Consider the following 25,473-nt stretch of genomic DNA (forward strand, 5'->3'; position numbering starts at 1 on the left):
CATTCGGTCCGTCTTAAATTTCACCAAAATGGTGGAATTTCTGTTTTTATACTGATTGCAAGTTAATTAATAGTATAAAAAAAGCATAAAATCTCGCGTTTTAGTGAAATTTTAGTTTATATAAACCGATAATTTGTGAAAAAAAGGCAAGAGACAATTACGTTGGGAGGATACTATGAGCAAAGTAACGTCAGTAATTGAAGAACTTGTTACGCCAATTGTTGAAGAGTTGAACCTTGAACTTGTCGAAATTGAGTTTTTAAAAGAAGGACGCAATTGGTTCCTTCGTGTATATATTGATACACCAGAAGGCGGCATTGATATTGAACAATGTGCGCTCGTCAGCGAGCGTCTAAGTGAGATTCTGGATGAAAAGGATCCAATCGAGCAAAACTACTATTTAGAAGTTTCTTCTCCAGGTGCTGAACGACCGTTGAAAAAGGAATCTGATTTTGAAAAATCAGTAGGCAAATTTATCTATGTAAAATCATATGAGCCAATAAAAGATATGAAAGAATTTCAAGGTTACTTAAGATCATATACTGAAGAAGGCTTAGAACTTGAAGTTCGGATTAAAACTCGTAAATTAACTGTTTTTATCGAAAAAGAAAAAATCGCAAAAGCACGACTTGCTATCGATTTTTCATCATAACTGAATATTAGGAGTGAACAAAATGAGTAGTGATTTACTGGATGCTTTAACTGCTCTGGAGCAACAAAAAGGTATTTCGAGAGAAGTAATAGTTGAAGCAATTGAAGCGGCATTAGTAACGGCCTATAAAAGAAACTTTAATCAAGCACAGAATGTGCGTGTTGATTTGAATTTGGAAAATGGTTCAATGCTGGTTTATTCGCGTAAAGATGTAGTAGAAGAAGTGGAAGATGATCGCCTTCAAATAGCGCTTGAGGATGCTAAAGACATCAACCCGGCCTACGAGATCGGAGACGTTTTGGAACAAGAGGTAACACCTCGCAATTTTGGACGCATCGCTGCTCAAACAGCAAAGCAAGTTGTAACCCAAAGAGTTCGTGAAGCAGAACGTGGTATTATATACGAAGAATACGTAGATCGTACAGATGATATTGTGAACGGTACAATCGAACGTCAAGATGCCCGCAACATTTATGTAAGCTTAGGTAAAGTGGAAGCAGCATTGCCTGTAAACGAGCAAATCCAGGGTGAAGTATATAAACCACAAAGCCGCATTCGCGTGTATATTACTAAAGTTGAGCGTACTACAAGAGGACCTCAAGTCATCGTTTCCCGTACACACCCAGGATTACTTCGTAGACTGTTCGAAATGGAAGTTCCGGAGATTTTTGAAGGTATCGTGGAAATTAAATCAATCGCTCGCGAAGCGGGAGATCGTTCTAAAATTTCCGTACATGCCCATAATCCAGAGATTGATGCAGTAGGTGCATGTGTAGGTGCGAAAGGTGCCCGTGTACAAAACATTGTAAACGAGCTAAATGGAGAAAAAATCGATATTGTCGAATGGTCAGAAGATCCAGTCATTTTTGTTGCAAATGCTCTAAGCCCTTCAAAAGTGCTGGATGTCATCGTCAACGAAGAAGAAAAATCAACAACTGTAGTCGTACCTGATTATCAGTTATCACTAGCTATCGGGAAACGTGGACAAAATGCACGTCTTGCAGCAAAATTAACGGGCTGGAAAATCGATATCAAGAGTGAAACGGATGCACGGGAAGCGGGAATTTATCCAAATGAATCAAGCCGTTTTGTTCCAGCCGATGACGCAAATCATGATAGTGATTTCTATGATGAAGAAGTGGCTTACGATCTTTATCAAGATGACGAAGAATAAGCATATATTTGTGCAAAGCGGTAAGTATGATTAAGAATAAGTGCTTACTCATAAGGGAAGGTGAGTTCTTATGGCAACACAAAGAAAGGTTCCTCTACGTAAATGTGTCGTAACAGGCGAAAGCTTGCCTAAAAAATCGATGATACGTGTTGTCCGTTCGAAAGAAGGCGAAGTATCGGTTGATGTTACGGGAAAGAAATCTGGACGTGGGGCTTATATCTCTAAATCTGAAGAGGCAGTTGAAACTGCAAGAAAGAAAAATATTCTGGAACGCCATCTAGAAGCGAAAATCCCCGAAGAGGTTTATGATGAATTGATTAAGCTGATTCGCAGGGAGTCCATATTATGAGTGAAAGATTACTCCAATTACTAGGTTTGGCAGCTAGAGCTAGGAAGATCGTTACTGGGGAAGAGTTAGTAGTAAATCAAATACGTACAAATAAAGCAAAGCTGGTACTACTAGCATCGGACGCCTCAAAGAATTCTAGCAAGAAGATTCAAGATAAATGTACGTATTATAACGTTGAGTATCATGTGTTTGGTGATCGCTACCAGCTAGGGACTGCAATTGGTAAAGAAGCACGTGTGGCAATAGCTATTGTAGATAGTGGATTTGCGAAAAAGATGTCTAGTCTACTCAACGAAAATTAATCGGGGGTGAGCAGATGACCAAATTAAGAGTTCATGAATATGCGAAAAAAGTAAATAAATCAAGTAAAGAAGTAATCGAAGAGCTTAAAAAGCTAAACGTTACTGTGTCTAATCATATGTCGACGCTTGAAAGTGATGCTGTTACAAAATTGGATTCTGTTTTTAAAGGATCTTCTAATTCTGCACCAAGAAACACAGAAGCACGACAAGAGAAGAACCAGGCTTCTTCAAGTGGTCAAAGGGCACAATCCAACGAGCAATCGAATCGCCCGAATCGTCCGGCGAATGGTTCGTCGAATAGACCGTCTAATGGGCAAAATCGTCCGGCCAATGGTTCAACAAACCGACCATCAAATAATTCATCAAACAGAACGTCAAATGGCTCAGCAAATAGACCATCAAACGGCCCATCAAACAGACCGGCCAATAACAATTCAACGAATCGTCCATCGAACAATTCGTCTAATGAACAAAGATCAACGGCACAAAACAGTGGCGAAAAATTTAAGAATGCAAAAGGTAACCAAAATCGAAATATGTCCCAAAATAATAATAATAACAACTCAAACAACAACAAAAATAAAGGCGGCTTTAACAATCAACAACGCAAAAAGCCGGGTATTCACGGAGGCAAACGCCGCCATCCAAAGACACATCAACCAACTATTCCACAAGCTCCAAAAGAGCTGCCGGAAAAAATTACGTTTTATGAGTCTCTATCCGTTGCAGAATTAGCGAAAAAGCTTCACAGAGAACCATCTGAAATCATCAAAAAATTGTTCATGTTAGGCGTTATGGCAACGATTAACCAGGAATTGGACAAAGATGCAATCGAGCTGATCTGTGCTGAGTACGGCGTAGAAGTAGAAGAAGAAGTGCGTATTGATAAAACAGACTTGGATGTTTACTTCGACCAAACAGAGGTAGTTGATGAACAACAAGTAATACGTCCTCCGGTTGTAACAATCATGGGTCACGTGGACCATGGTAAAACAACATTACTTGACTCAATCCGTAATTCAAAAGTAACTGCTGGTGAAGCAGGCGGAATTACGCAACATATTGGTGCATACCAAGTAAAAATCGATGACAAAAAAATTACGTTCCTTGATACTCCAGGACATGCTGCATTTACAACGATGCGTGCACGTGGTGCGAGCATTACCGATCTAGCAATTATCGTTGTTGCCGCTGATGATGGTGTGATGCCACAAACAGTCGAAGCAATCAACCATGCGAAAGCTGCCGAAGTGCCAATTATTGTTGCAGTTAATAAAATGGATAAGCCATCTGCGAATCCAGATCGCGTAATGCAAGAATTGACTGAACACGGCTTGGTGCCAGAAGATTGGGGCGGCGATACAATTTTCGTGCCAATATCTGCCTTGAAAGGCGAGGGTATTGATACGCTTTTAGAGATGATACTATTAGTGTCTGAAGTCGCTGAATTAAAAGCAAATCCAAGTCGTTCAGCTATCGGTACAGTTATTGAAGCACAACTGGATAAAGGCCGTGGCTCTGTTGCAACATTACTAGTTCAAGATGGAACTTTACGTGTTGGTGACCCAATTGTAGTAGGTCATGCTTATGGACGTGTACGTGCGATGGTAAATGATATTGGACGCCGAGTAAAAGAAGCGGGTCCTTCAACTCCAGTTGAAATCACTGGTATCAACGAAGTGCCGCAAGCAGGTGACCGTTTCGTAGTCTTCGAAGATGAGAAAACTGCCCGCCAAGTGGGTGAATCTCGTGCAATGACGGCAATCCAGGCAAACCGTTCTGAGAAACAACGCGTAACATTAGATAACCTATTTGAACAAATGTCCCATGGCGAAGTTAAGGAATTAAACTTAATCGTAAAAGCCGATGTTCAAGGTACTGTTGAAGCAATGGCTGCATCATTGATGAAAATCGAGGTAGCAGGCGTTAACGTAAAAATCATCCACACTGGTGCAGGTGCAATTACAGAATCTGATATTTCGTTAGCTGCAGCATCAAACGCTATCGTAATTGGATTCAACGTTCGTCCTGACGTAAATGCAAAACGTGCTGCCGATGAAGAAGGCGTTGATATTCGATTACATCGCATTATTTACAAAGTAATCGAAGAAATCGAAGCAGCGATGAAAGGAATGCTGGATCCAGAATTTGAGGAAAAAATTATTGGCCAAGCAGAAGTCCGTCAAACGATTAAAGTATCAAAAGTTGGTACAATCGCTGGTTCTTATGTAACTGAAGGTAAAGTAACGCGTGATTCAGGCGTTCGTATCATTCGCGAAGGAATCGTTGTATTTGAAGGTGAATTAGATTCGCTAAAACGTTTCAAAGACGATGCAAAAGAAGTTGCAAAAGGTTACGAATGTGGTATTACAATTAAAAACTTCAATGACATCAAAGAAGGCGATATTATCGAAGCCTTCGTTATGGAAGAAATTAAACGATAATGATCGTTTATGCGGAAGTTGAGTTCATCATTTCTGATTCACATTCGTTAAAAGAAAAGCGAGCAGTACTCCAGCGAATGATTACACGAACAAAACAGAAATTTAATGTTTCTGTTGCAGAAATAGATCATCAAAATGTGTGGCAACGGACAAGAATCGCTCTTGTCTGTGTGTCCTCATCCAAGATGAGTGCAGAGAGAGAAATCAATCATGCCCTTCACTTCCTAAAGTCAAATCCATCCTGGGAACAACTAGAGGTTTGGACAGACTACTTATGAAACATTTTTAAATCTTAAATTGTACTCTTACAACACAAACGGATCGCTTTTTTCGAGCAATTGGGTTGTGACATTAGAGGCAATTTTTAGCGGATAAGAGAAAGTATTTTACTTTTTTATCCGTATAAATGCAACTAAGGCTAATTGCCAAAGAGTCGGCAATTAGCCTAGTTTTCTAATCTTTATAAAGAGGTGTCACTATATGTCATTACGTTCAAATCGAATAGCAGAACAGATGAAAAAAGAGCTTGGTGATATCATCACCCGTAAATTAAAGGACCCACGTGTCGGGTTTGTCACAATAACAGATGTAGCTGTTACCGGGGACTTACAACAAGCAACAGTCTATATTTCATCTCTGGGCAATGACCGAGAACGCGAAGAAACGCTTAAAGCTTTAGTTAAAGCGGCAGGTTTCATCCGCACTGAAATTGGTCATCGCATTCGCTTGCGTCGTACACCGGAAATTACATTTGAATTCGATTCATCTATAGAATATGGCAATAAAATCGATGCACTATTACGTTCACTAAATGATGAATAATTGATCGATTCGAAGTAAAGTCTACATCTGCATAAACTTGTGCGATGTAGGCTTTTTCTTGTGATTTTTTCGAAAAAACTCCATCGATACCGACAAAAGCACTGGATTATATCCATATAATCAACCATTAAATAAAATAAACATTTTCTAAAGGAGAACACATATGAACGGCATCCTACCTCTCTGGAAAGAACGGGGCATGACTAGTCATGATTGCGTCTTTAAATTGCGTAAAATTTTAAAAACGAAGAAGGTTGGCCATACAGGGACACTCGACCCAGCGGTTGAAGGCGTGCTCCCCATCTGTATCGGACAAGCCACAAGAATTGCCGAATACTTAACTGATGCAGGGAAAACATACGAAGCAGTAGTATCTATCGGCAGAACAACGACAACAGAAGATGCAGAAGGAGAAACGGTTGAGGAGAACTTATCGCCTAAGTCATTCTCCAGACGACAACTGCTCGACGTTCTTGAACAATTAACCGGAGAAATTGAACAAACTCCACCAATGTACTCAGCTGTTAAGGTGAACGGAAAAAGGCTATACGAGTATGCACGTAAAGGGGAAACTGTCGAACGTCCAACGAGAAAAGTCACAATATATGATTTGGAATTACTGGACGATGAACAAGTATATGATGGACAAGAAGTTTCTTTTCGTATCCGTGTCGTATGCAGTAAAGGGACGTATATCCGCACACTCGCTGTTCAAATTGGCGAAAAACTTGGTTACCCGGCCCATATGGCTTCCCTCGTACGGAAAGCATCAGGGACATTTACTGAAAAGGAATGCGTAACATTGCAACAGGTGCAAGAAATCATGGATGAAGGAAAGATAGATGATGCGCTTCTACCTGTAGAATATGCACTATCGGCCTATCCATTTATTGAGATGGAGGAAGCCAATAAGAAGCAAATTTTAAATGGACAAGTGCTTCCGATACATGCATTATTGAAAGAACATGATAAAATTGTATTTAGCATTCAACAGAAAGCCAATGCAGTCTATATACAACATCCGACAAAAGAAGGGTTCATGAAGCCGGAGAAGATGTTCCCAAATTGATTAGGAGGCGAGTTCCATTATGAAGGTAGTTCATTTAAAATATCCGCATCAACTAAACGTGACACAAGAATTTACTACTGCCTATTCTCTAGCAGTAGGTTTCTTTGATGGGGTACATAAAGGGCATCAAGCAGTAATACAAAGTGCAAAAGAGATGGCGAAGCGACTCAATATCGAAAGTGCAGTCATGACGTTTGACCCTCATCCATCAATCGTTTTAGGCGGACGCAGAGAAAAGGTTTTTTACATAACTCCCCTGCAGCAGAAACTGGATGTCTTGGAAAACTTCGGTGTAGAAAATGTCTTTGTAGTTCATTTTACATCGGATTTTGCTAAACTTTCACCTGAAGACTTCATCCAATACTTTATAAAAGATCTAAATGTAAAGCACATCTCCGCGGGTTTTGATTTCTCTTTCGGCCAATTTGGAAAAGGCAATATGGAAACGATGCAAACGCTCAGCAATGGGGAATACGGTGTCACTGTCATTGACAAGCAAAGTGACCAAGAAGAGAAAATCAGCTCTACAAGAATCCGAAGATACTTGCAAGATGGCGACATGGAAAGTGCTGCAAAACTATTAGGACGCGCATTTGAAGTGCCGGGAATCGTCATTCATGGAGATAAGCGCGGGCGTACAATCGGTTTCCCAACTGCAAATATACAATCGATGGAAGGTAGCTTCATTCCAGCAACAGGTGTGTATGCCGTCAAGATTCTTGTGCAAAATAAATGGCATGATGGTGTTTGTAATGTTGGATATAAACCGACCTTTAAAAATCCCGAGGATAAACAACTGTCCATCGAAGTGCATATTTTGGACTTCAATAAAAACATCTACGGCGAAGAAGTTAAAGTAGGATGGTACAAACGAATCCGTAGCGAGAAAAAATTTGATGGGATTGAATCTTTAAAAGTCCAAATAGAAAAAGATAAAAACGAAGCCATCGAATATTTTACAGCATATTCGTAATAGTTGATTGTCAAACGGAAGTATGGTACTATTCATTAAGTGCAAAAGCACAAACCTTAGCTCGGCTTTCCGATTCTCCAACGACTGCTGTGCTATAGGGGTAAATTAAATTTATGGGAGGTCCATTCAACATGGCAATTACAAAAGAACGTAAAAACGAAATTATCGCTGAGTTCCAAACTCACGAAGGAGATACTGGTTCTCCGGAAGTACAAATCGCAGTATTAACTGCTGATATCAACGCTTTAAACGCGCACTTAAGTACGCACAAAAAAGATTACCACTCTCAACGTGGTCTTCTTAAAAAAATCGGTCGTCGTCGTCACTTATTGAAATATCTTCGTGAAAATGACGTTCAACGCTACCGTGAATTAATCAAACGTTTAGGCTTACGTCGATAATAAATGTGCCAAGCAGCTTTTCTTTTGCTACTTAGTAGCATCTCCTCAGGGAAGCAAACAGTCAAGAGCCAAGCTGCTTAGCTAGACATAGGGAAGCGGGCAACTGCCCCTTAGTTTTGGAAAAGCGGGAACATTCCCGCTTTTTATTTATGTAAAAAGTATATGGTCAAATATAACAATTTCGCCGATATCAAGTATTTAAATGAAAAATTTGGACAAGTTAAAAATAAGACTTTTTCACAAAATAAATTAAACATATTCAATCATTCATTATAAATGAACTGATTTTTAGATAATGGATAAATATCTCCTAAAGTAATTGTAAAAATTATACGAATTAGACATAATTAGATTGAAAATATTTAGCATATAAATTGGTTTTTTGATACACTTACTATGATTATAGTCGTGAAGTAGTGTGTTTCAAGAGAAAGGGGTTCATTAAATGACCGAAAAGAAAGTCTATTCATATGAATGGGCTGGCCGACAACTAGTAGTAGAAGTAGGACAGCTAGCAAAACAAGCAAATGGTGCTGCATTAATCCGTTACGGTGAATCAGCGGTACTATCAACAGCAACAATGTCAAAATCACCTAAACCATTAGATTTCTTCCCATTAACAGTAAATTATGAAGAACGTCTTTACGCAGCAGGTAAAATCCCTGGTGGTTTCATTAAGCGTGAAGGACGTCCATCCGAGCATGCGATTCTAGTTTCACGCTTAATTGACCGTCCAATTCGCCCAATGTTCCCTGATGGCTTCCGTAATGAAGTACAAGTTATTTCAATGGTCATGTCATCCGATCCAAATTGCCCGACAGATGTAGCTGCAATGTTCGGTTCTTCTCTAGCTTTGGCTGTTTCGGATGTTCCATTTGATGGCCCTATTGCCGGAGTCCATGTCGGTTATATCGATGGGGAATTCGTCCTCAATCCAACTACTGAACAATCAGAAAAAAGCACGATTCACTTAACAGTGGCAGGAAACAAAGATGCCATCAACATGGTTGAAGCTGGTGCACTAGAAGTGCCGGAAGAAATCATGCTTGAAGCAATCATGTTCGGTCATGAAGAAATTAAAAAGTTAATCGCATTCCAAGAACAAATTGTGGCCGAAGTGGGCAAAGAAAAAATCGCTGTGGAATTATATGAAATCAATGAAGAACTTCAAACACAAGTAAAAGCAATGTGTGAAGAGGAAATGATTGCTGCTATTCAAACAGTGGAAAAGCATGCGCGTGAAGAAGCAATCGGTGTTGTAAAAGAACGCGTCATGGCAAGTTATGAAGAGCAAGAAGCAGACGATGAGACATTAAAACAAGTTAAAACAATTTTAGATAAAATGGTAAAAGAAGAAGTCCGTCGTCTAATTACACAAGACAAAGTGCGTCCGGATGGCCGTAAACCGGATGAAATTCGTCCTTTATCTTCTGAAGTCGGTCTATTAGAGCGTACTCACGGTTCAGGGCTGTTCACACGTGGGCAAACTCAAGCACTATCAATATGTACATTAGGGCCTCTTGGCGATGTTCAAATCATTGATGGCTTAGGTCTTGAAGAGTCTAAACGTTTTATGCACCATTATAATTTCCCACAATTCTCTGTTGGGGAAACTGGACCAATCCGTGGACCAGGCCGTCGTGAAATCGGTCACGGTGCTTTAGGTGAACGTGCATTATTAGCAGTCATTCCTGATGAAGCGGACTTCCCATACGCGATTCGTTGTGTATCAGAAGTTCTTGAATCTAACGGATCAACTTCCCAAGCATCGATTTGTGCGTCGACACTTGCAATGATGGATGCCGGTGTTCCAATTAAAGCTCCTGTAGCAGGTATTGCGATGGGCCTTGTAAAAAAAGGTGAACACTATACAATCTTGACGGATATTCAAGGTATGGAAGACCACCTTGGCGATATGGACTTCAAAGTAGCAGGTACTGCCAAAGGGGTAACAGCACTTCAAATGGACATCAAAATCGATGGCCTTTCACGCAACATTCTTGAAGAAGCGTTACAACAGGCTAAAGCGGGCCGTATGATCATCCTTGAATCTATGTTGGCAACACTTGCTGAGTCACGTACAAATCTGTCTAAATATGCACCGAAAATTGAAGTAATTCGCATCAATCCAGATAAAATCCGTGATGTAATCGGATCTGGCGGTAAAACAATCAATAAAATCATCGATGAAACTGGTGTGAAAATCGATACAGAACAAGATGGTACAATCTACATTTCTTCTGCAAATGAAGAAATGAACAAACGTGCGAAAGAAATCATCGAATCAATCGTTCGTGAAGCAAAAGTAGGCGAGTACTACATGGCGACGGTAAGACGAATTGAAAAATTCGGTGCATTCTGTGAAATCTTCCCAGGAAAAGATGGCTTGTTGCATATTTCTGAAATCCAGGAAGAACGTACGAACAAAGTGGAAGATGTATTAAAACTTGGCGACGAGTTACTAGTAAAAGTCATCGAAATTGATAACCAAGGCCGCGTTAACTTATCACGTAAAGTGGTCATCAAAGAAGAAAAAGAACGCGCGGAACAAGCTGAACAACAGTAGACAAGTTCGAGCAGGGGAAATATTTCCTCTGCTTTTTTTCTTGTTCGGTAAGTTTAATATTAAAATTGAGTGTAAGGTCTAATAGCATAGGAAGCGATTACCGCTAGAACCGTGCCTAATTAGCCAATAAACGTACTTTCCATCAATAATAAGCGTTGAATTAGGAGGGAGAGGCACCAATACCAATCGCCTTTAAAACCCCTATTTCGCCTGTTCTTTCCGTAAGCGCCAGGGTCATCGTATTGAATATCCCGATAGAAGCGATTAGAATCGCAATGGTTCCTATAAATACCAAGCCGAAATCAAGAAGAATAAATCAAGTTCTTCCAATTGTCCTACTTGTGAATAGACTTGATAGTTTTGTTCCTTTAACAACTCACGCACAGGCATAACATTTTCAATGGAATCAACATAAATGTTATCATATTAAATCATTCCTTCATTTTATGTAATAACATCATTGCAGCTAGCAATAATGAAAAAAATGAAAGGAAAAATCTGAAGAAATTTTTAAGATTCAATATTTATGAGCTGAAAATGAAAGTTTCTAAGTTGAAGGTTCGAACAGTTTGGCATATGATTAATCAAATGGGCATTTAAAGATGTTCAGAGGACGTGAAATCTCGTCGATGTTAAAGAAATCTAGATAGGTGAGGGAAAAATTTGGTTACAGTTTATACTTGTCAAAATGGTGTTCGAATTGTTTCGGAGGAAATCCCCCATGTACGTTCCATCTCGGTTGGTATTTGGGTGGGGGCGGGCTCCCGATTTGAGCTCCCGGAAGAAAACGGGATTACACATTTTATTGAACATATGTTATTTAAAGGAACGACAACAAGGACAGCACGGCAAATTGCAGAAGAATTTGATCGCATTGGAGGGGAAATCAACGCCTTCACGTCAAAGGAAAACACGTGCTATTATGCAAAAGTTTTGGATCATCATGGTGAACTGGCCGTTTCGATTCTGGCGGATATGTTCTTCAATTCAACTTTTGATGCCAACGAATTAGACAAAGAACGTCAAGTTGTATTGGAAGAAATACTCATGAGTGAGGATGCACCTGATGATGATGTACACGAACAATTGTGGCATGTCATGTATCCGAAAGATGCTTTAGGATTGCCCATCTTAGGGACGAATAGGACTTTATCCACTTTCACTGAAGAAACGATCCGTAATTATATGGACAAATATTATTACCCAGAAAATATTGTGATATCGATTGCCGGTAATGTAACAAAGGAATTACTCTTACATATCGAGAAGCTTTTTGGCCAGTATGAACGTTCGTCTAAAGCTGTTGATACAACACTGACACATCCGGAATTCCATTCAGGTAAATTCGTGAAAGAACGGGATGTGGAGCAATCTCATCTTGCTATTTCTTATCCAGCTATAGGAGTGAAAGATCCGAATCTAAATAGTTTTATTGCATTAAACAACATTGTTGGAGGGAATATGTCCTCCCGATTATTCCAGGAGGTTAGGGAAGAAAGAGGACTGGCCTATACAATTTACTCCTATCAATCCTGCTATGCCGATGTCGGAGCGTTCACCATTTATGGGAGCACGAACAATCAACAATTGTCGGTTATGCGCGATACTATAAATACAACTTTAAAAAAAGTGCAGGCTGATGGGATAACGGATACAGAGCTGGCTAATGCCAAGGAACAGCTTAAAGGAAGTTTTGTTCTCGGATTGGAAGGCACCAATTCGCGGATGAGCCGAAATGGCCGAAATGAACTAATCCATGGACGACATAAATCAATTGACGAAATTATCTCGGAGATTGATGAAGTTTCCATGGATAAAGTAGATCAGCTCATACGATCTATTTTCTCAGCAGACCCTGCCACTTCCATTATTGGGCAAGGGGTAAAATAATTTAGAATGGCTGTCTTCTATAGCAATAGGAGATAGCCATTTTATTATGGATTGCCTTCGATATGATAATTGGAAGCAATTAAGATTTCTTGTGGATTCAGTAATAATATGTGGGTCTGATCCAGTAAATTAAACTAACTAATATACCGTTTGCAATAATTTAAAAGGTTATGCATCAACCAAATCTGCACTCTTACCGTAATTTGAAATCTGTTCAAAATGGGACTATAAGAGGGTGCCAGCTTGCACGGAATTTCCATATCGTCAAATATCCCTTTCTATAATGGAACCTGCAAAGAGTGGGACATTCAGTGAAGGAAGGAGATTCGAAAAAAGGGGCACCAACAATTCTTGCATTGCATATAGTAACAATAAGCTCATGGGGGAGGGAAAACATGCTGCTATCGGAGCTTGCGGAGAAGGAATTGATTGAGATGGAAAATGGTGTGAGATACGGCTATTTGTCAGAAACGGAATGTCTATTTGATCCCAAAACGGGAAAGATTTTCGGTTTTGAGCTTCATGAACAATCTTCCAAAATGCCATTCCAAAAGAAAAAAGCAACCACACCGCTATTTATTCCTTGGGAAGAAATTCATCTTATTGGAGAAGACAGGATTTTATTCCACCGAACATCATCAAAAAGAAGGCAGTTTGAGTAGATGACTGAAGAGAAATGGCTCGTTATAGGTACGGATATGCGAATGAAAGTATTAGCAAAAAATTTAAGCAATGAACATCGAACAGTATATTATAAAAATTTGGCAGTATGGGATGAAGAGCTTAACAGAACAGTTCTGGAATTTCATCCTGATTTTGTTGTGCTGCCTATTCATCCCTTGCTTGTAGAAGTGCCGCTTGTTTTAGGACTTTCTAAAGCTGTTGTTTTTGCTGGGAAGCTAAATGATGAGTGGCGGGAAATATTAAAAGAAAATGAAATTCATTTTTATTTAGAAGATGAAGGCTTTATATGGCACAATGCGGTTTTAACAGCGGAAGCATTTTTATCCAGCTTCTATAATACAAAAAGAGCAATTTTGGGAAAGAAGTTTGTGATTACCGGTTTTGGGCGAGTGGCCAAAATGGTGGCACATACATTAAGAAGTATGGGTGCCGAGATTTGCATTGCGGTACGCTCCAATGTGCAGCTGAATGAAGCCAAGGCATTTCGGTATGAAGCTGTTGATTTAAATGAAGTTGGAGAAATTGATGGAGATTTCTTTATTAATACAATCCCTGCAAAATGGCTTGATGAGCAATTTAATACGAAAATCTCGATGCCAATTTTTGATTTAGCCTCCTATCCAGGGTGTTTACAAGAAGGTATCAACAGAAAGCAGTATGAACTGTTGCCTGCATTGCCAGGAAAGTTTTTCCCTGAAGATGCTGGAAATGTACTATATGAATCAATTGTTGAACAATTAAGGAGGAGACACACTTGTTAGAAGGTAAAAGAATCGGGCTTGGTATAACAGCATCGCATTGCACGTATGAAGATGTGATTCCAAAAATTGAAAACTTCACGAAAGTTGGGGCAACTGTTGTTCCTATTATTACTCACTCCGTGTTAACGGCTGCAACACGATTTGGAACAGGGGAAGAATGGATTCAAAAAATCGAAGCGCTGACAGGGGAAAAAGTTGTTTCTTCCATTGTAGAGGCTGAACCATTCGGCCCGAAAAATCCATTGGATTGCATGGTTATCGCGCCGATGACAGGCAATTCCATCAGCAAATTTGCCAATGCTTCAACGGATAGCCCCGTTTTGATGGCGGCCAAGGCTACGCTTCGAAATGGATCGCCGGTGGTACTTGGGATTTCCACAAATGATGCACTTGGCTTGAACGGCGTCAACATCATGAAGCTAATGAACTCCAAAAATATTTATTTTATCCCGTTTGGCCAAGATGATCCAATAAACAAACCGAATTCATTAATCTCCGACTTCACAAAAATGGTCGAAACCGTTGAACATGCCATCCATTATAAAAAACAGCTTCAGCCTCTCCTTATCCAATATTCGAAATAACTAAAAATTCTAACACAAACAGTTTTTTTTATGATACAATTTTCAACATTATGTTATTTGTAATTGAGGAGAGATGAGTTATGGCAAAAGAATTGACAGTTGCAATTGTAGGCGCTACAGGTGCAGTAGGAACAAAAATGAAAGAACAATTATTAAAACGTAATTTTCCGATTAAACATATAAAATTTTTAGCTTCAGCTCGTTCTGCTGGAACAGAAATTGAATTCGGCGGCAATATATATCAAATTGAAGAGGCAACTCCCGAGGCATTTGAAGGGGTAGACGTCGCACTTTTCTCCGCGGGTGGTTCGGTTTCGGCAAAATTAGCCCCCGAAGCTGCAAAACGTGGAGCAGTGGTAATTGATAATACTAGTCATTTCCGTATGCACCCCGACGTACCTTTAGTGGTGCCTGAGGTCAACAGAGAAGACCTTGCCAAGCATAATGGCATTATCGCAAATCCAAACTGTTCAACAATTCAAATGGTGGCTGCATTGCAACCAATCCGTGAACAATTTGGCTTAACGAAGGTTATTGTTTCAACGTACCAAGCTGTATCGGGTTCCGGTGTTTCAGCAATTGAAGAACTTCGTACACAAAGTGCCGAGTGGGACGCTGGGAAAAATATAGAAGCGAAAATTTTACCAGCGAAATCAGATAAAAAACATTATCCGATCGCACGTAATGTCATTCCGCAAATTGACGTATTTACGGACAATGGCTTTACATACGAAGAAATGAAAATGATCAACGAAACGAAAAAGATTATGCACATGCCAGACTTGGCTGTAGCGGCAACTTGCGTTCGCGTTCCAGTTGTTTCTGGACATTCGGAATCCGTTTATATTGAAGTGGAGAAAGAGATCGGCGTTCAAGAGATGTTCGATGTTTTAAGAAATGCTCCAGGCATTGTTCTACAAGATGATATTTCAGCACAAGACTATCCAATGCCTTTATTTGTTGAAGGGGAAGATCCAGTGTACGTTGGGCGCATACGCCAAGACCTATCAAACAAAAAAGGGTTCCATCTATGGATCGTATCAGATAACCTACTAAAAGGTGCCGCTTTAAACTCAATTCAAATTGCCGAAAGCATGTTAGAGGATAATTTACTCTAAGGGGTGTTTTTTAGTGGACTTAGGTCGAGTTGCTACTGCCATGATTACCCCATTCCACGATAATGGAGCAATTAATTATGAAGTAGCAGAACGAATAATTGAGCACTTAATATCAAATGGTACTGACTCAATTGTGGTATGCGGGACGACAGGAGAGACCCCAACATTATCAATTTCGGAAAAGCGAGCTTTTATTAACTTTACAATAAAGAAAGTCAATAAGCGTATTCCGGTTATTGCGGGTGTCGGTTACAATGACACCGCATACACAATCGAAGCAACGAAAGTGGTTGAAGCTTTTGGTGCTGACGGCATCATGGTCGTGGCACCTTTCTATAACAAGCCAAACCAAAGAGGGATTTACGCCCATTTTGAGGCTGTTGCAAATACAACGGATTTACCGATTGTCGTGTACAATGTCCCAGGACGCACGGGGGTCAATATCACAGCTGACACAACCATTGCATTGAGTAAAATTCCGAATATACGAATTGTGAAGGAAGCAAGTGGCAGTTTGGAACAGATGACGGAAATTTTAAGAGGCGTTCCCGATGATACGTTTGTTTATAGTGGGGATGACGCCCTAACTTTGCCCCTCGTTTCGATAGGGGGCAGAGGGGTGATTTCCGTTGCTTCCCATGTAATCGGAAACGAAATGCAAGAAATGATCCGCGCCTATGAAGAAGGCCGACACAAAGTCGCACAAAGCTACCATCAAGCGATACTGCCACTGGCCAAACAATTATTCGTAGATCCAAACCCAGTCCCGGTTAAATACGCACTAAGTAAACTAGGTTTCCCTGTCCAGCATGTCCGCCTACCATTAGTAGGCTTGTTGGAAGAAGACAAAAAGAACTACGATAAAATCTGGGAAGAATTTGAAGAAAAAGTGCAAGAAATAAAGAGCCACTCGTGAAGAGGCGTCGATGAAGGAGCAAACACTTTTAGTAGGTGTTTGCTTTTTTGTTTTTTGCAATATTGAATGAGGCACTTATTCAAAGTGCATTCTTCGGAGAATGTCAGTTGATTTAAAATTCTTTTTAAGAATCCTTAAAATCCTTCTCCTCGAGTCGATGATCTGACACCATTCATATATCTTACTTGTCGTCACTTTTTCATTCGGAAAGAGGAGTTTAAATTCCTTTACATTTCGCACTACTGCTGATTCAACTGATTCTTTATTCCCACAGGAGGTACAAGTGCACTTCTTGCCTTGGACGGAAATGGCAAAGGACTGGCAGCACGCACAATACATTCCTTTACGTAACTGATGATAATGGTAAGGGGGGAGCTGTTGGTATGGATTTTCATCAATATGTAAAGTCAGTAACCGTTCAGCTGTTTTTATATGATCTTCAGGCACTTCGGATTCACTGGAGTGAAGTTTTTTTATAAAACCATTTAATTGAGATGGAAAAATAAAAGGTACACCGTGAGGAGCTTGATATAAAGTAAACTCGGGATTTATAAAGATTACCAAGGGGTGAATGGAAGTCTTGAACTGAAATTTTAAGAACAATTGACGGAGTAAGGATTCGGTTCTGTATAACTGAATTAAGGGGTTGGTTATTTCTGCTTGATCTTTTAGAAATATTTTATCTGTTTTGTAGCTGTAATTTCCAGAGTAATTTTTAATTTCTAGAAGGTAAACGGCATCTTTCAACATAATCAAAGAATCAATTTGAAAGGTTTGGTTATTTACTTTGAGTAACAAGTCATTTAATACGAGACACTCACACTCTATGTTTTCCAGAAGTAAGTCAAATAAAAGTTCACCTTCAAAACCCTTTTTAAGGCTAATGTAGTTTTGCTGGTAGGCCATGGACAAATCCATACGATTTCTAAGTGTCTTTAAAATTATTAATTCTTTAGGTTCGGTTCTAGGTTTGAATATCATGCCATGTATTGCTCCTTTCTTTTTTTATTATTTTATAAGGAATAATTAAAAATTGTAACAAAGGTTTCCAAAAAACAACTTTGGCATTTCGAACAAAGGAATAGGGTACATGTAAACAGGCTATTTAAATCGGAGAATTTGGAGCTAGAACGCCCCTCGAGATGGGGGAAGAGTAAACGTAGGGAAGAATGCTTGGGAGGGCACAAAAACAGGCGGCTTTAGCTAACGAAAAGGCTATGGCAAGTAAGTGCCGCTAAATAGAACGGTAATAAGACAAATCGGAGGAGCATGGGCCGAGAGATGTCACCAAACAGGCGGGAATTAGACAAATCGATGTAGGAGGAGCCAAGAAGTGTCACCTAAGAAGCTGCAATAAGACATATCGAAGAAGCAGGGGCCGGGAAGTGACACCAAACAGGCATCAATAAGACAAATCGGAGGAGCACGAGCCGGGAAGTGACACCAAACAGGCATCAATAAGACAAATCGGAGGAACACGAGCCGAGAAGTGACACCAAACAAGCATCAATAAGACAAATCGGAGGAGCGCGTGCCGAGAAGTGTCACAAAACAAACGGCAATAAGACAAACCGGAGGAGCACGAGCCGAGAAGTGACACCAAACAAGCATCAATAAGACAAACCGGAGGAGCACGAGCCGAGAAGTGACACCAAACAAACGGCAATAAGACAAATCGGAGGAGCACGAGCCGGGAAGTGACACCAAACAAGCATCAATAAGACAAACCGAAGAAGCATGAGCCAAGAATTGTCACCAAACAAGCAGCAACAAGACAAATCGGAGGAGCATGGACCGAGAGATGTCACCAAACAGGCATCAATAAGACAAACCGAAGAAGCATGAGCCAAGAATTGTCACCAAACAAGCAGCAACAAGACAAATCGGAGGAGCACGAGCCAAGAATTGACACCAAACAGGCAGCAATAAGACAAACCGAAGAAGCATGAACCAAGAAGTGACACCAAACAGGCATCAATAAGACAAACCGAGGAAGCATGAACCAAGAAGTGTCACCAAACAACCATTAATAAGACCATTCTGGATAACAAGCCCCCTATTCTATCACTAGTAAGTTACCAAAACATGCTCCACCAAACTGTACACCTACCCCCATCCCAAAAACACCAGACCCTCCCCAAACCCCCATACTTGTAAAAAATTCGCTTTTTTATTTGTGCTTCATCCGTGGACACCGTATAATGGGGTATAAGTGGTTGCGTTCGGTATAATATAGGAGGAAATCAAGTGACAAAGACTAAAAACGAAGTAATCCGAGTAATCCCTCTTGGTGGAGTTGGAGAAATCGGGAAATCGATGTATGTAATTGAAATCGATGACGAACTTTTCATTGTTGACAGTGGATTAATGTTCCCGGAAGATGAAATGCTTGGAATAGATATCGTCATCCCTGATATTACATACTTAGAAGAAAATAAAGAGCGTGTAAAAGGGATCTTCCTAACACATGGACATGAAGATGCAATTGGTTCAATTGCTTATGTACTACAAAAAATTAAAGCGCCTGTATATGGTTCCAAATTGACGGTAGCCTTGGCAAAAGAGCATTTAAAAGATTTACAAGTTTCACAGCCTGTGAAGTTTTTTGAAGTAACAAATAGAAGCCGTATGAATTTTAATTCGACGTATGTAACATTCTTCCATACGACGCATAGTATTCCAGATTCGTTGGGAATTGTTTTCCATACTTCGGAAGGGGCGATCGTTCATACTGGGGAATTTAAATTTGACCAGTCGGCAAAAGGCAAATTTAAACCGGATATTGCGAAGATGGCACAGTTAGGTGAAGAAGGCGTATTTATGTTGCTTTCTGAATCCACTGAAGCAGAACGTCCAGGCCATACAACGAGCGAAGTCGAGATTGAAGAGAAACTAGCAAAATACTTCCATGCTGCACCTGCCCGTATACTTGTGGCTGTGTATGCATCGAATTTCATTCGCATTCAGCAGGTTTTCAACCATGCTCAGGAATCAGGTCGAAAAGTGGCCGTTGTTGGAAAGAGCCTAGAAAAAGTAATCGATATCGGTTTAAATCTTGGCTATCTAACAGTGGACGAAACAACACTTATTCCTGTCAACACAATTCAGAAATATCCGGATGAGGAGTTAATCATTCTGGTGACAAGCAATCAGGGCGAGCCCTTGGAAGCAATCGATAAAATTGTCCGTAAGCAACACCGTGATATCCGCATAAAAGATACGGACACAGTGTTAATTACATTTACACCATCACCAGGCATGGAAGTGCAAATGGGAACAGCAATGAACAACCTTGCAAAAGCAGGGGCGAACGTCTTGGCAGCTGACAAGAAAATTCATGTTTCAGGTCATGGCAGCCAGGAAGATTTAAAAATGATGCTGAACTTGATGAAACCAAAATACTTTATCCCAATCCAGGGCGAATACAGAATGCTGATTGCCCATTCCAAACTTGCTCAGCAAGTGGGGATGAAAAAGTCACAAATCTTTATCGCCGACAAAGGGGATATCGTGGAATACAAAAATGGTAAAATGAGAATGAGCGGCCGTGTTCAAGCAGGCAATGTCTTAATTGACGGAATTGGTGTAGGTGACGTAGGGAACATCGTCTTAAGAGATCGTAAATTATTATCACAGGACGGAATTTTCATCGTTGTTGTTACATTAAATCGTGCTCAAAAAAGAATTGCTTCCGGCCCGGAAATTTTATCGCGCGGATTTGTTTATGTGCGTGAGTCAGAGGAGTTAATCCTTGAAGCTACTGAACTTGCACGAACAGTTATTGAAAAATATGTCAATAAAGATACTTTTGAATGGACAAACATTAAACAAGAAATCCGTGATACACTAAATGCTTATTTATTCCAAAAAACAAAGCGCCGCCCAATGATTATCCCAATAATAATGGAATACTAAGCGAGAGTTTAGGTGCGTTGTAGACAATAAAATAAGTTCTTCCTTTGCAATGTGAGGAACCGTCGCAACAAAAGGATTTTCTTAACCGTTTCTGGTCGAGGAAATCCTTTTTGTCTTCAACAAAATTTTTAGAAGAAGGGGTGAAATGAATGGCGGAAAAAAAGACGAAAGCCAAAAAGGGACTACATCCATTAGCATATGAAATCATCGGGTTATTACTAATTGGTGTGGCCATAATCATCTTCTTTGAATTTGGGGTAGTTGGAAGAACAACCCAAACCATATCGATGTTTTTATTTGGCAATCTACATATCGTAGTACCGTTCTTTCTGGTGCTGATTGCCGCTTTATTAATGATTAATAGGGAAGGAATAACGTTTACGGATCGCATTGTCCAAGGTTCGATTTTGATTGTGTGTAGTCTGGCGATTTTCAGCCATAGCGTGCTATTTGAGGAATTGCATAATAGTGACAAATTATTATCTAACTCTGTTATCCGTGAAACATGGCGTTTATTGATCGATATGGAAGGGATCGAGAAACGCAGTAATGCGATCGGTGGCGGTATTATAGGTGCGTTACTGTTCAGTATGTTCCATGTTTTATTTGACTCGACCGGTGCAAAAATAGCTGCATGGCTCCTGTTCTTTATCGGTATGATTTTAATTACCGGTAAAGCGCTAGTACCGGTATTGGTTGATAATGCGCCAAAATGGAAAAAGAAATTCCCGCGGAGAAAGAAAAGAGCAAAGCCGGTCGTAAAAGATGAGAAAAAAACAAGACGCTCCAGAGCCAAAGATGAAGGAGTGTCAGATGAGATTGCGGCAACCTCATCAGAGCCAGCACGTGAAAAAAAACAAAAAAGAAAACGGAAGACCGAACCAATATTTGAAGAAGTGATTGATGAAGAAGATGACTTTGACGAAGAACCAATCATCTCTGCTTTCACACAACATATCCAGCATAAACAGCCGGAGCCAGCGCAAATTACTATAAAAGAAGAAGAGCCGGCAATGGTTGATAAGACGAATATCGACGAAGTCATTCAAAAAGCAGTGGAGACAAATGTTGAAAATGTCGATTATCTATTGCCTTCCATGGATTTGTTATTACTGCCACCTGCTTATGATCAAAGTGGGGAATACTCCGTTATACAAGCAAATGCGAAAAAGTTGGAGCAAACCTTCCTAAGTTTCGGTGTGAAAGCTAAAGTGACCCAAGTCCATCTTGGCCCAGCCGTAACAAAATATGAAGTAATGCCCGACGTTGGGGTCAAAGTAAGCAAAATTGTAAGTTTAACAGATGACTTGGCGTTAGCACTTGCAGCGAAAGATATACGTATGGAAGCACCGATTCCAGGGAAATCGGCAATTGGAATTGAAGTGCCGAATAGCGAAATTGCAATGGTTACATTGCGGGAGGTTCTTGAGGCGAAAGAAAATAATAAACCAGATTCAAAGTTATTGATCGGCTTCGGTCGCGATATTACAGGCCAAGCCATATTAGCGGAGCTGAATAAGATGCCCCACTTACTTGTGGCGGGTTCAACCGGTAGTGGTAAGTCTGTATGTATCAATGGAATTATCATTTCCATTTTAATGCGGGCAGCACCGCATGAAGTGAAAATGATGCTGATCGACCCGAAAATGGTAGAGCTGAATGTTTATAACGGAATTCCGCATTTGCTTGCACCCGTTGTAACAGATGCACGTAAAGCATCGCAAGCACTGCAAAAAGTGGTTTCGGAAATGGAACGGAGATATGATTTATTTTCCCACACCGGCACAAGAAATATTAAAGGGTATAACGATCATATTGATAAACACAACCTGCAAACGGAAGAAAAACAACCGAAACTTCCATATATTGTCGTTATCATCGACGAGTTGGCCGATCTTATGATGGTGGCTTCCCACGATGTGGAGGATTCTATTACACGATTGGCACAAATGGCGCGTGCTGCTGGAATCCACTTGATTATTGCGACACAACGTCCATCAGTGGATGTAATTACAGGAGTCATTAAAGCAAATATCCCTTCCCGAATCGCTTTTGCTGTATCATCTGCTATCGATTCGCGCACAATACTAGATATGGGTGGTGCTGAAAGATTACTTGGAAGAGGTGATATGTTATTCTTGCCGGCTGGCTCATCTAAACCAATACGCGTTCAAGGTTCATTCCTATCTGATGAAGAAGTTGAAGAAGTTGTGGACTTTGTTATAGAACAACAGAAAGCCCAATATGACGAAGCGATGATACCCACTGATGAACCGGAAAAATCTTTTGAAGACGAAACAGACGATTTATATGATGAGGCTGTACAACTTGTCGTCGAGATGCAAACAGCATCCGTTTCCATGCTTCAAAGGCGCTTTAGAATTGGCTACTCCAGAGCGGCACGAATAGTAGACCAAATGGAAATCAGGGGAGTGGTTGGTCCTCCGGATGGAAGTCGTCCGAGACAAGTTCTGTTGGATAAAGCAAATGTAGAGTAATGGGTAAAGTTGTTAAATTATTGGGTGATGTGATAATTTTTCTAATTATTGTAGGCTATTACACAACAGTTTTTTGTTTTTACTATTTTCATTATTCAAGAAAAATGGTATATTATGAATCGATTAGTAGGAATGTTCAACATCAGATGTCTGATCTTGCGTTGTATGGTGGTGATGGAATTGTCGATAAAAACAGATCATCGTCATTTATATCTTCAAGTGATTGATCGATTAAAGGCGGATATTGAAAGCGGTATCTATCGTGAAAACGAAAAATTACCTTCAGAATTCGAACTATCGAAAAAGCTTGGAATAAGTCGAGCAACTCTACGTGAAGCGCTTCGGCTATTGGAAGAGGAAAACATCATCATTAGGCGTCATGGTGTTGGGACATTTGTAAATCCAAAACCTGTATTTACATCAGGAATTGAAAATTTATCAAGTATCTCCTCCATGATTGAAAATGCTGGAATGACACCAGGGACTCTTCTTTTTGACGCAACTGAATGTACTCTAACAGATGATGATCTTGATCGCTTTCAATGTGACAAGGATGACCGAGTATTAACAATTGAACGTGTCAAAACTGCTGATGGGGAGCCGGTTGTTTATTGTCTAGATAAAGTACTGGCCAAGCATCTTCCAGCTGATTATGTTCAAAACAGAGAAGTATCCATTTTCTCGTCACTTGAACAATCTGGTGATATTCATGTTGCTTATGCAGTCACGTACATAGATCCAGTAGGCTATCATGAACAAGTATCACCAATTTTGAATTGTGGTCGAGAAACAGCATTGCTCGTATTAAAGCAACTTCATTATGATGATAGTGATCGCGTTGTTCTTTATTCAAAGAACTACTTCAGGGCTGATAAATTCAGCTTCCATGTAATTCGAAAACGGGTGTAGAACATTTCTGAAACAATTTCCTGCTAATTACAAATCTTTGGGGGGTAACACAAATGAAAAAACGTAAATTTGGTTTAGCTCTTGCTTCAATCTTTGCGGCTGGTTCAATCCTTGCTGCATGTGGCGGAGGCGAAGAAAAAGAAGAAAAAACAACTTCAGATTCTGGCACTACTGAACAAACTTCAGACTTCTCGGTAGCAATGGTAACTGATACAGGTGGGGTTGATGACAGATCTTTCAACCAATCTACTTGGGAAGGTATCGAAGCTTTTGGTAAAGAAAACGGCCTTGAAAAAGGCGACGGTGGTTACGACTACCTTCAATCAGCTGCAGAATCTGATTATGTAACTAACTTAAATAGCTTAATTCGTCGTGATTTCGACTTAGTATTTGCAGTAGGTTTTGCTTTACACAATGCTGTAGCAGAAGTTGCTGATCAACAACAAGATGCGAAAATCGCTATTATCGATGAAGTAGTAGCTGACAAAGAAAACGTAGCTTCAATTATGTTCCGTGCAAACGAAGCATCTTACCTTGCTGGTGTAGCAGCAGCTAAAGAAAGCAAGTCTGGTAAAATCGGATTCATCGGTGGTATGACTGGTGAAATTATCGGTGGATTCCAAGCTGGTTTCGAAGCTGGTGTAGCAGCAGTTAACCCTGATATCGTAGTTGACGTTGAATATGCAGAAAGCTTTACTGATGCTGCAAAAGGTCAACAAATTGCTAAAAGAATGTATGATTCTGGTGTAGATATTATCTTCCACGCAGCTGGTGGTGTTGGTAACGGTTTATTCACAGAAGCAAAAGAACGTAAAGCGAAAGATCCTAACGCTAATGTATGGGCAATCGGTGTTGACCGTGACCAATATGACGAAGGAAAAGTCGATGATTCAACAAACATCATGTTAACATCTGTATTGAAACGTGTTGACGTTGCAGCTCAAGAAGTTGCTAAATTAGCTCAAGAAGGTAAATTCCCTGGCGGAGAGTTAATTACTTACGGTTTAAGTGACGGTGGAGTAGACCTAGCTGATTCTCGTGGTGCAATTTCTGAAGAAACAATGACGACAGTTGAAGAATACAAGCAAAAAATCATTGATGGTGAAATCACGGTTCCAGAACAACCAGAAAAATAATTACTTAATTTGATCATGAAGGCTAGCTTTGCTAGTCTTCATGTTTTGTAAACAAATAATCGTGTAAATCTTCAGTAAAGTTTGAATTATGTACATAATAAACATTTCCGTGGCGCAGTACTCAATGGAAATCTCGAAATCAAGTGAAAGTTGTTGCATATAAATAAACGCACGTAACGATCTAATTAGTTTTCAGAATAAAGAAATTTGTGAAAGCGCTTTTTGTCAAAAGCCTTTCATAGCTTGAATTGATAGATGAAAGGTTTGAATTTAATCGAATTTTACATAAATTACTGTCTTAAATTAAAAC

At 40.0% G+C, this 25,473-nt stretch carries 22 protein-coding genes and 1 pseudogene; 21 read left to right on the forward strand and 2 right to left on the reverse strand.

Features of this window, described 5'->3' with window-relative positions; genetic code table 11:
• The first annotated feature begins 175 nt into the window (after positions 1-175).
• From rimP to pnp, 11 genes are all read left to right on the forward strand, one after another.
• Entirely contained in the window at positions 176-652 is a 477-nt protein-coding gene (gene rimP / locus CD33_RS17335; protein ID WP_036203088.1) for a ribosome maturation factor RimP, read from the forward strand.
• A gap of 22 nt (positions 653-674) precedes the next feature.
• The gene (gene nusA / locus CD33_RS17340) at positions 675-1,826 is read left to right on the forward strand and encodes a transcription termination factor NusA (RefSeq protein ID WP_036203091.1); all 1,152 of its coding nucleotides are present in this window, start codon (positions 675-677) and stop codon (positions 1,824-1,826) included.
• A 70-nt stretch (positions 1,827-1,896) separates the two neighbouring features.
• Positions 1,897-2,175 carry an RNase P modulator RnpM gene (gene rnpM / locus CD33_RS17345; RefSeq protein WP_036203094.1) on the forward strand — a complete coding sequence of 93 codons (279 nt, stop codon included), beginning with the start codon at positions 1,897-1,899 and terminating at the stop codon, positions 2,173-2,175.
• On the forward strand, positions 2,172-2,477 hold the full coding sequence (locus CD33_RS17350) for a YlxQ family RNA-binding protein (RefSeq protein ID WP_301138584.1): 306 nt from the start codon (positions 2,172-2,174) through the stop codon (positions 2,475-2,477). The genes rnpM and CD33_RS17350 overlap by 4 nt, the downstream gene beginning before the upstream one ends.
• A gap of 14 nt (positions 2,478-2,491) precedes the next feature.
• The gene (gene infB / locus CD33_RS17355; protein WP_036203101.1) at positions 2,492-4,921 is read left to right on the forward strand and encodes a translation initiation factor IF-2; all 2,430 of its coding nucleotides are present in this window, start codon (positions 2,492-2,494) and stop codon (positions 4,919-4,921) included.
• Positions 4,921-5,199 (forward strand): DUF503 domain-containing protein, encoded by a 279-nt coding sequence (locus CD33_RS17360; RefSeq protein WP_036203105.1) that lies wholly within the window; start codon positions 4,921-4,923, stop codon positions 5,197-5,199. The genes infB and CD33_RS17360 overlap by 1 nt, the downstream gene beginning before the upstream one ends.
• 202 nt (positions 5,200-5,401) lie before the next feature.
• Complete coding sequence (rbfA, locus tag CD33_RS17365; protein WP_036203108.1) at positions 5,402-5,743, forward strand: 30S ribosome-binding factor RbfA; 342 nt, start codon at positions 5,402-5,404, stop codon at positions 5,741-5,743.
• A gap of 163 nt (positions 5,744-5,906) precedes the next feature.
• A complete protein-coding gene (gene truB / locus CD33_RS17370) occupies positions 5,907-6,812 on the forward strand; it encodes a tRNA pseudouridine(55) synthase TruB (protein WP_036203111.1) in 906 nt (301 codons plus the stop codon).
• Positions 6,813-6,831: 19 nt separating this feature from the next.
• Positions 6,832-7,785 carry a riboflavin biosynthesis protein RibF gene (ribF, locus tag CD33_RS17375; RefSeq protein ID WP_036203114.1) on the forward strand — a complete coding sequence of 318 codons (954 nt, stop codon included), beginning with the start codon at positions 6,832-6,834 and terminating at the stop codon, positions 7,783-7,785.
• A gap of 131 nt (positions 7,786-7,916) precedes the next feature.
• Positions 7,917-8,186, forward strand: a complete 270-nt coding sequence (gene rpsO, locus CD33_RS17380) for a 30S ribosomal protein S15 (RefSeq protein WP_036203117.1) — start codon at positions 7,917-7,919, stop codon at positions 8,184-8,186.
• A 445-nt stretch (positions 8,187-8,631) separates the two neighbouring features.
• Positions 8,632-10,752, forward strand: a complete 2,121-nt coding sequence (gene pnp, locus CD33_RS17385) for a polyribonucleotide nucleotidyltransferase (RefSeq protein WP_036203119.1) — start codon at positions 8,632-8,634, stop codon at positions 10,750-10,752.
• A gap of 122 nt (positions 10,753-10,874) precedes the next feature.
• Here the strand turns inward: pnp and CD33_RS20955 are convergent.
• Positions 10,875-11,172, reverse strand: a pseudogene (locus CD33_RS20955) (FtsX-like permease family protein); the annotation flags it as partial.
• A 243-nt stretch (positions 11,173-11,415) separates the two neighbouring features.
• Here CD33_RS20955 and CD33_RS17390 point away from each other — a divergent pair.
• The 6 genes from CD33_RS17390 to dapA all read left to right on the forward strand — a co-directional run bounded on the left by CD33_RS17390 (position 11,416) and on the right by dapA (position 16,705).
• On the forward strand, positions 11,416-12,642 hold the full coding sequence (locus tag CD33_RS17390; RefSeq protein WP_036203121.1) for a M16 family metallopeptidase: 1,227 nt from the start codon (positions 11,416-11,418) through the stop codon (positions 12,640-12,642).
• A 395-nt stretch (positions 12,643-13,037) separates the two neighbouring features.
• On the forward strand, positions 13,038-13,304 hold the full coding sequence (locus CD33_RS17395) for a YlmC/YmxH family sporulation protein (RefSeq protein ID WP_036204096.1): 267 nt from the start codon (positions 13,038-13,040) through the stop codon (positions 13,302-13,304).
• On the forward strand, positions 13,305-14,087 hold the full coding sequence (locus CD33_RS17400) for an NAD(P)-dependent oxidoreductase (RefSeq protein ID WP_036203124.1): 783 nt from the start codon (positions 13,305-13,307) through the stop codon (positions 14,085-14,087).
• Complete coding sequence (locus CD33_RS17405; RefSeq protein WP_036203127.1) at positions 14,081-14,671, forward strand: dipicolinate synthase subunit B; 591 nt, start codon at positions 14,081-14,083, stop codon at positions 14,669-14,671. The genes CD33_RS17400 and CD33_RS17405 overlap by 7 nt, the downstream gene beginning before the upstream one ends.
• Before the next feature lie 80 nt (positions 14,672-14,751).
• A complete protein-coding gene (locus CD33_RS17410; protein WP_036203130.1) occupies positions 14,752-15,789 on the forward strand; it encodes an aspartate-semialdehyde dehydrogenase in 1,038 nt (345 codons plus the stop codon).
• A gap of 13 nt (positions 15,790-15,802) precedes the next feature.
• Positions 15,803-16,705: a 4-hydroxy-tetrahydrodipicolinate synthase gene (dapA, locus tag CD33_RS17415; RefSeq protein ID WP_036203133.1), complete on the forward strand. Its 903-nt coding sequence runs from the start codon at positions 15,803-15,805 to the stop codon at positions 16,703-16,705.
• Positions 16,706-16,780: 75 nt separating this feature from the next.
• Here the strand turns inward: dapA and CD33_RS17420 are convergent, their stop codons facing one another.
• Positions 16,781-17,686: a nuclease-related domain-containing protein gene (locus CD33_RS17420; protein WP_036203136.1), complete on the reverse strand. Its 906-nt coding sequence runs from the start codon at positions 17,684-17,686 to the stop codon at positions 16,781-16,783.
• Positions 17,687-18,952: 1,266 nt separating this feature from the next.
• Here CD33_RS17420 and CD33_RS17425 point away from each other — a divergent pair.
• The 4 genes from CD33_RS17425 to CD33_RS17440 all read left to right on the forward strand — a co-directional run bounded on the left by CD33_RS17425 (position 18,953) and on the right by CD33_RS17440 (position 25,163).
• The gene (locus CD33_RS17425; RefSeq protein ID WP_036203139.1) at positions 18,953-20,620 is read left to right on the forward strand and encodes a ribonuclease J; all 1,668 of its coding nucleotides are present in this window, start codon (positions 18,953-18,955) and stop codon (positions 20,618-20,620) included.
• Between the two features lie 149 nt (positions 20,621-20,769).
• Positions 20,770-23,118 (forward strand): FtsK/SpoIIIE family DNA translocase, encoded by a 2,349-nt coding sequence (locus tag CD33_RS17430; RefSeq protein ID WP_036203141.1) that lies wholly within the window; start codon positions 20,770-20,772, stop codon positions 23,116-23,118.
• 180 nt (positions 23,119-23,298) lie between these two features.
• Positions 23,299-24,027 carry a GntR family transcriptional regulator gene (locus CD33_RS17435; protein WP_036203144.1) on the forward strand — a complete coding sequence of 243 codons (729 nt, stop codon included), beginning with the start codon at positions 23,299-23,301 and terminating at the stop codon, positions 24,025-24,027.
• 53 nt (positions 24,028-24,080) lie between these two features.
• Positions 24,081-25,163 (forward strand): BMP family lipoprotein, encoded by a 1,083-nt coding sequence (locus CD33_RS17440; RefSeq protein WP_036203147.1) that lies wholly within the window; start codon positions 24,081-24,083, stop codon positions 25,161-25,163.
• Positions 25,164-25,473 lie beyond the last annotated feature (310 nt).

The organism is Ureibacillus sinduriensis BLB-1 = JCM 15800, assembly GCF_000772955.1.
GTDB classification, from domain to species: Bacteria; Bacillota; Bacilli; order Bacillales_A; family Planococcaceae; genus Ureibacillus; species Ureibacillus sinduriensis.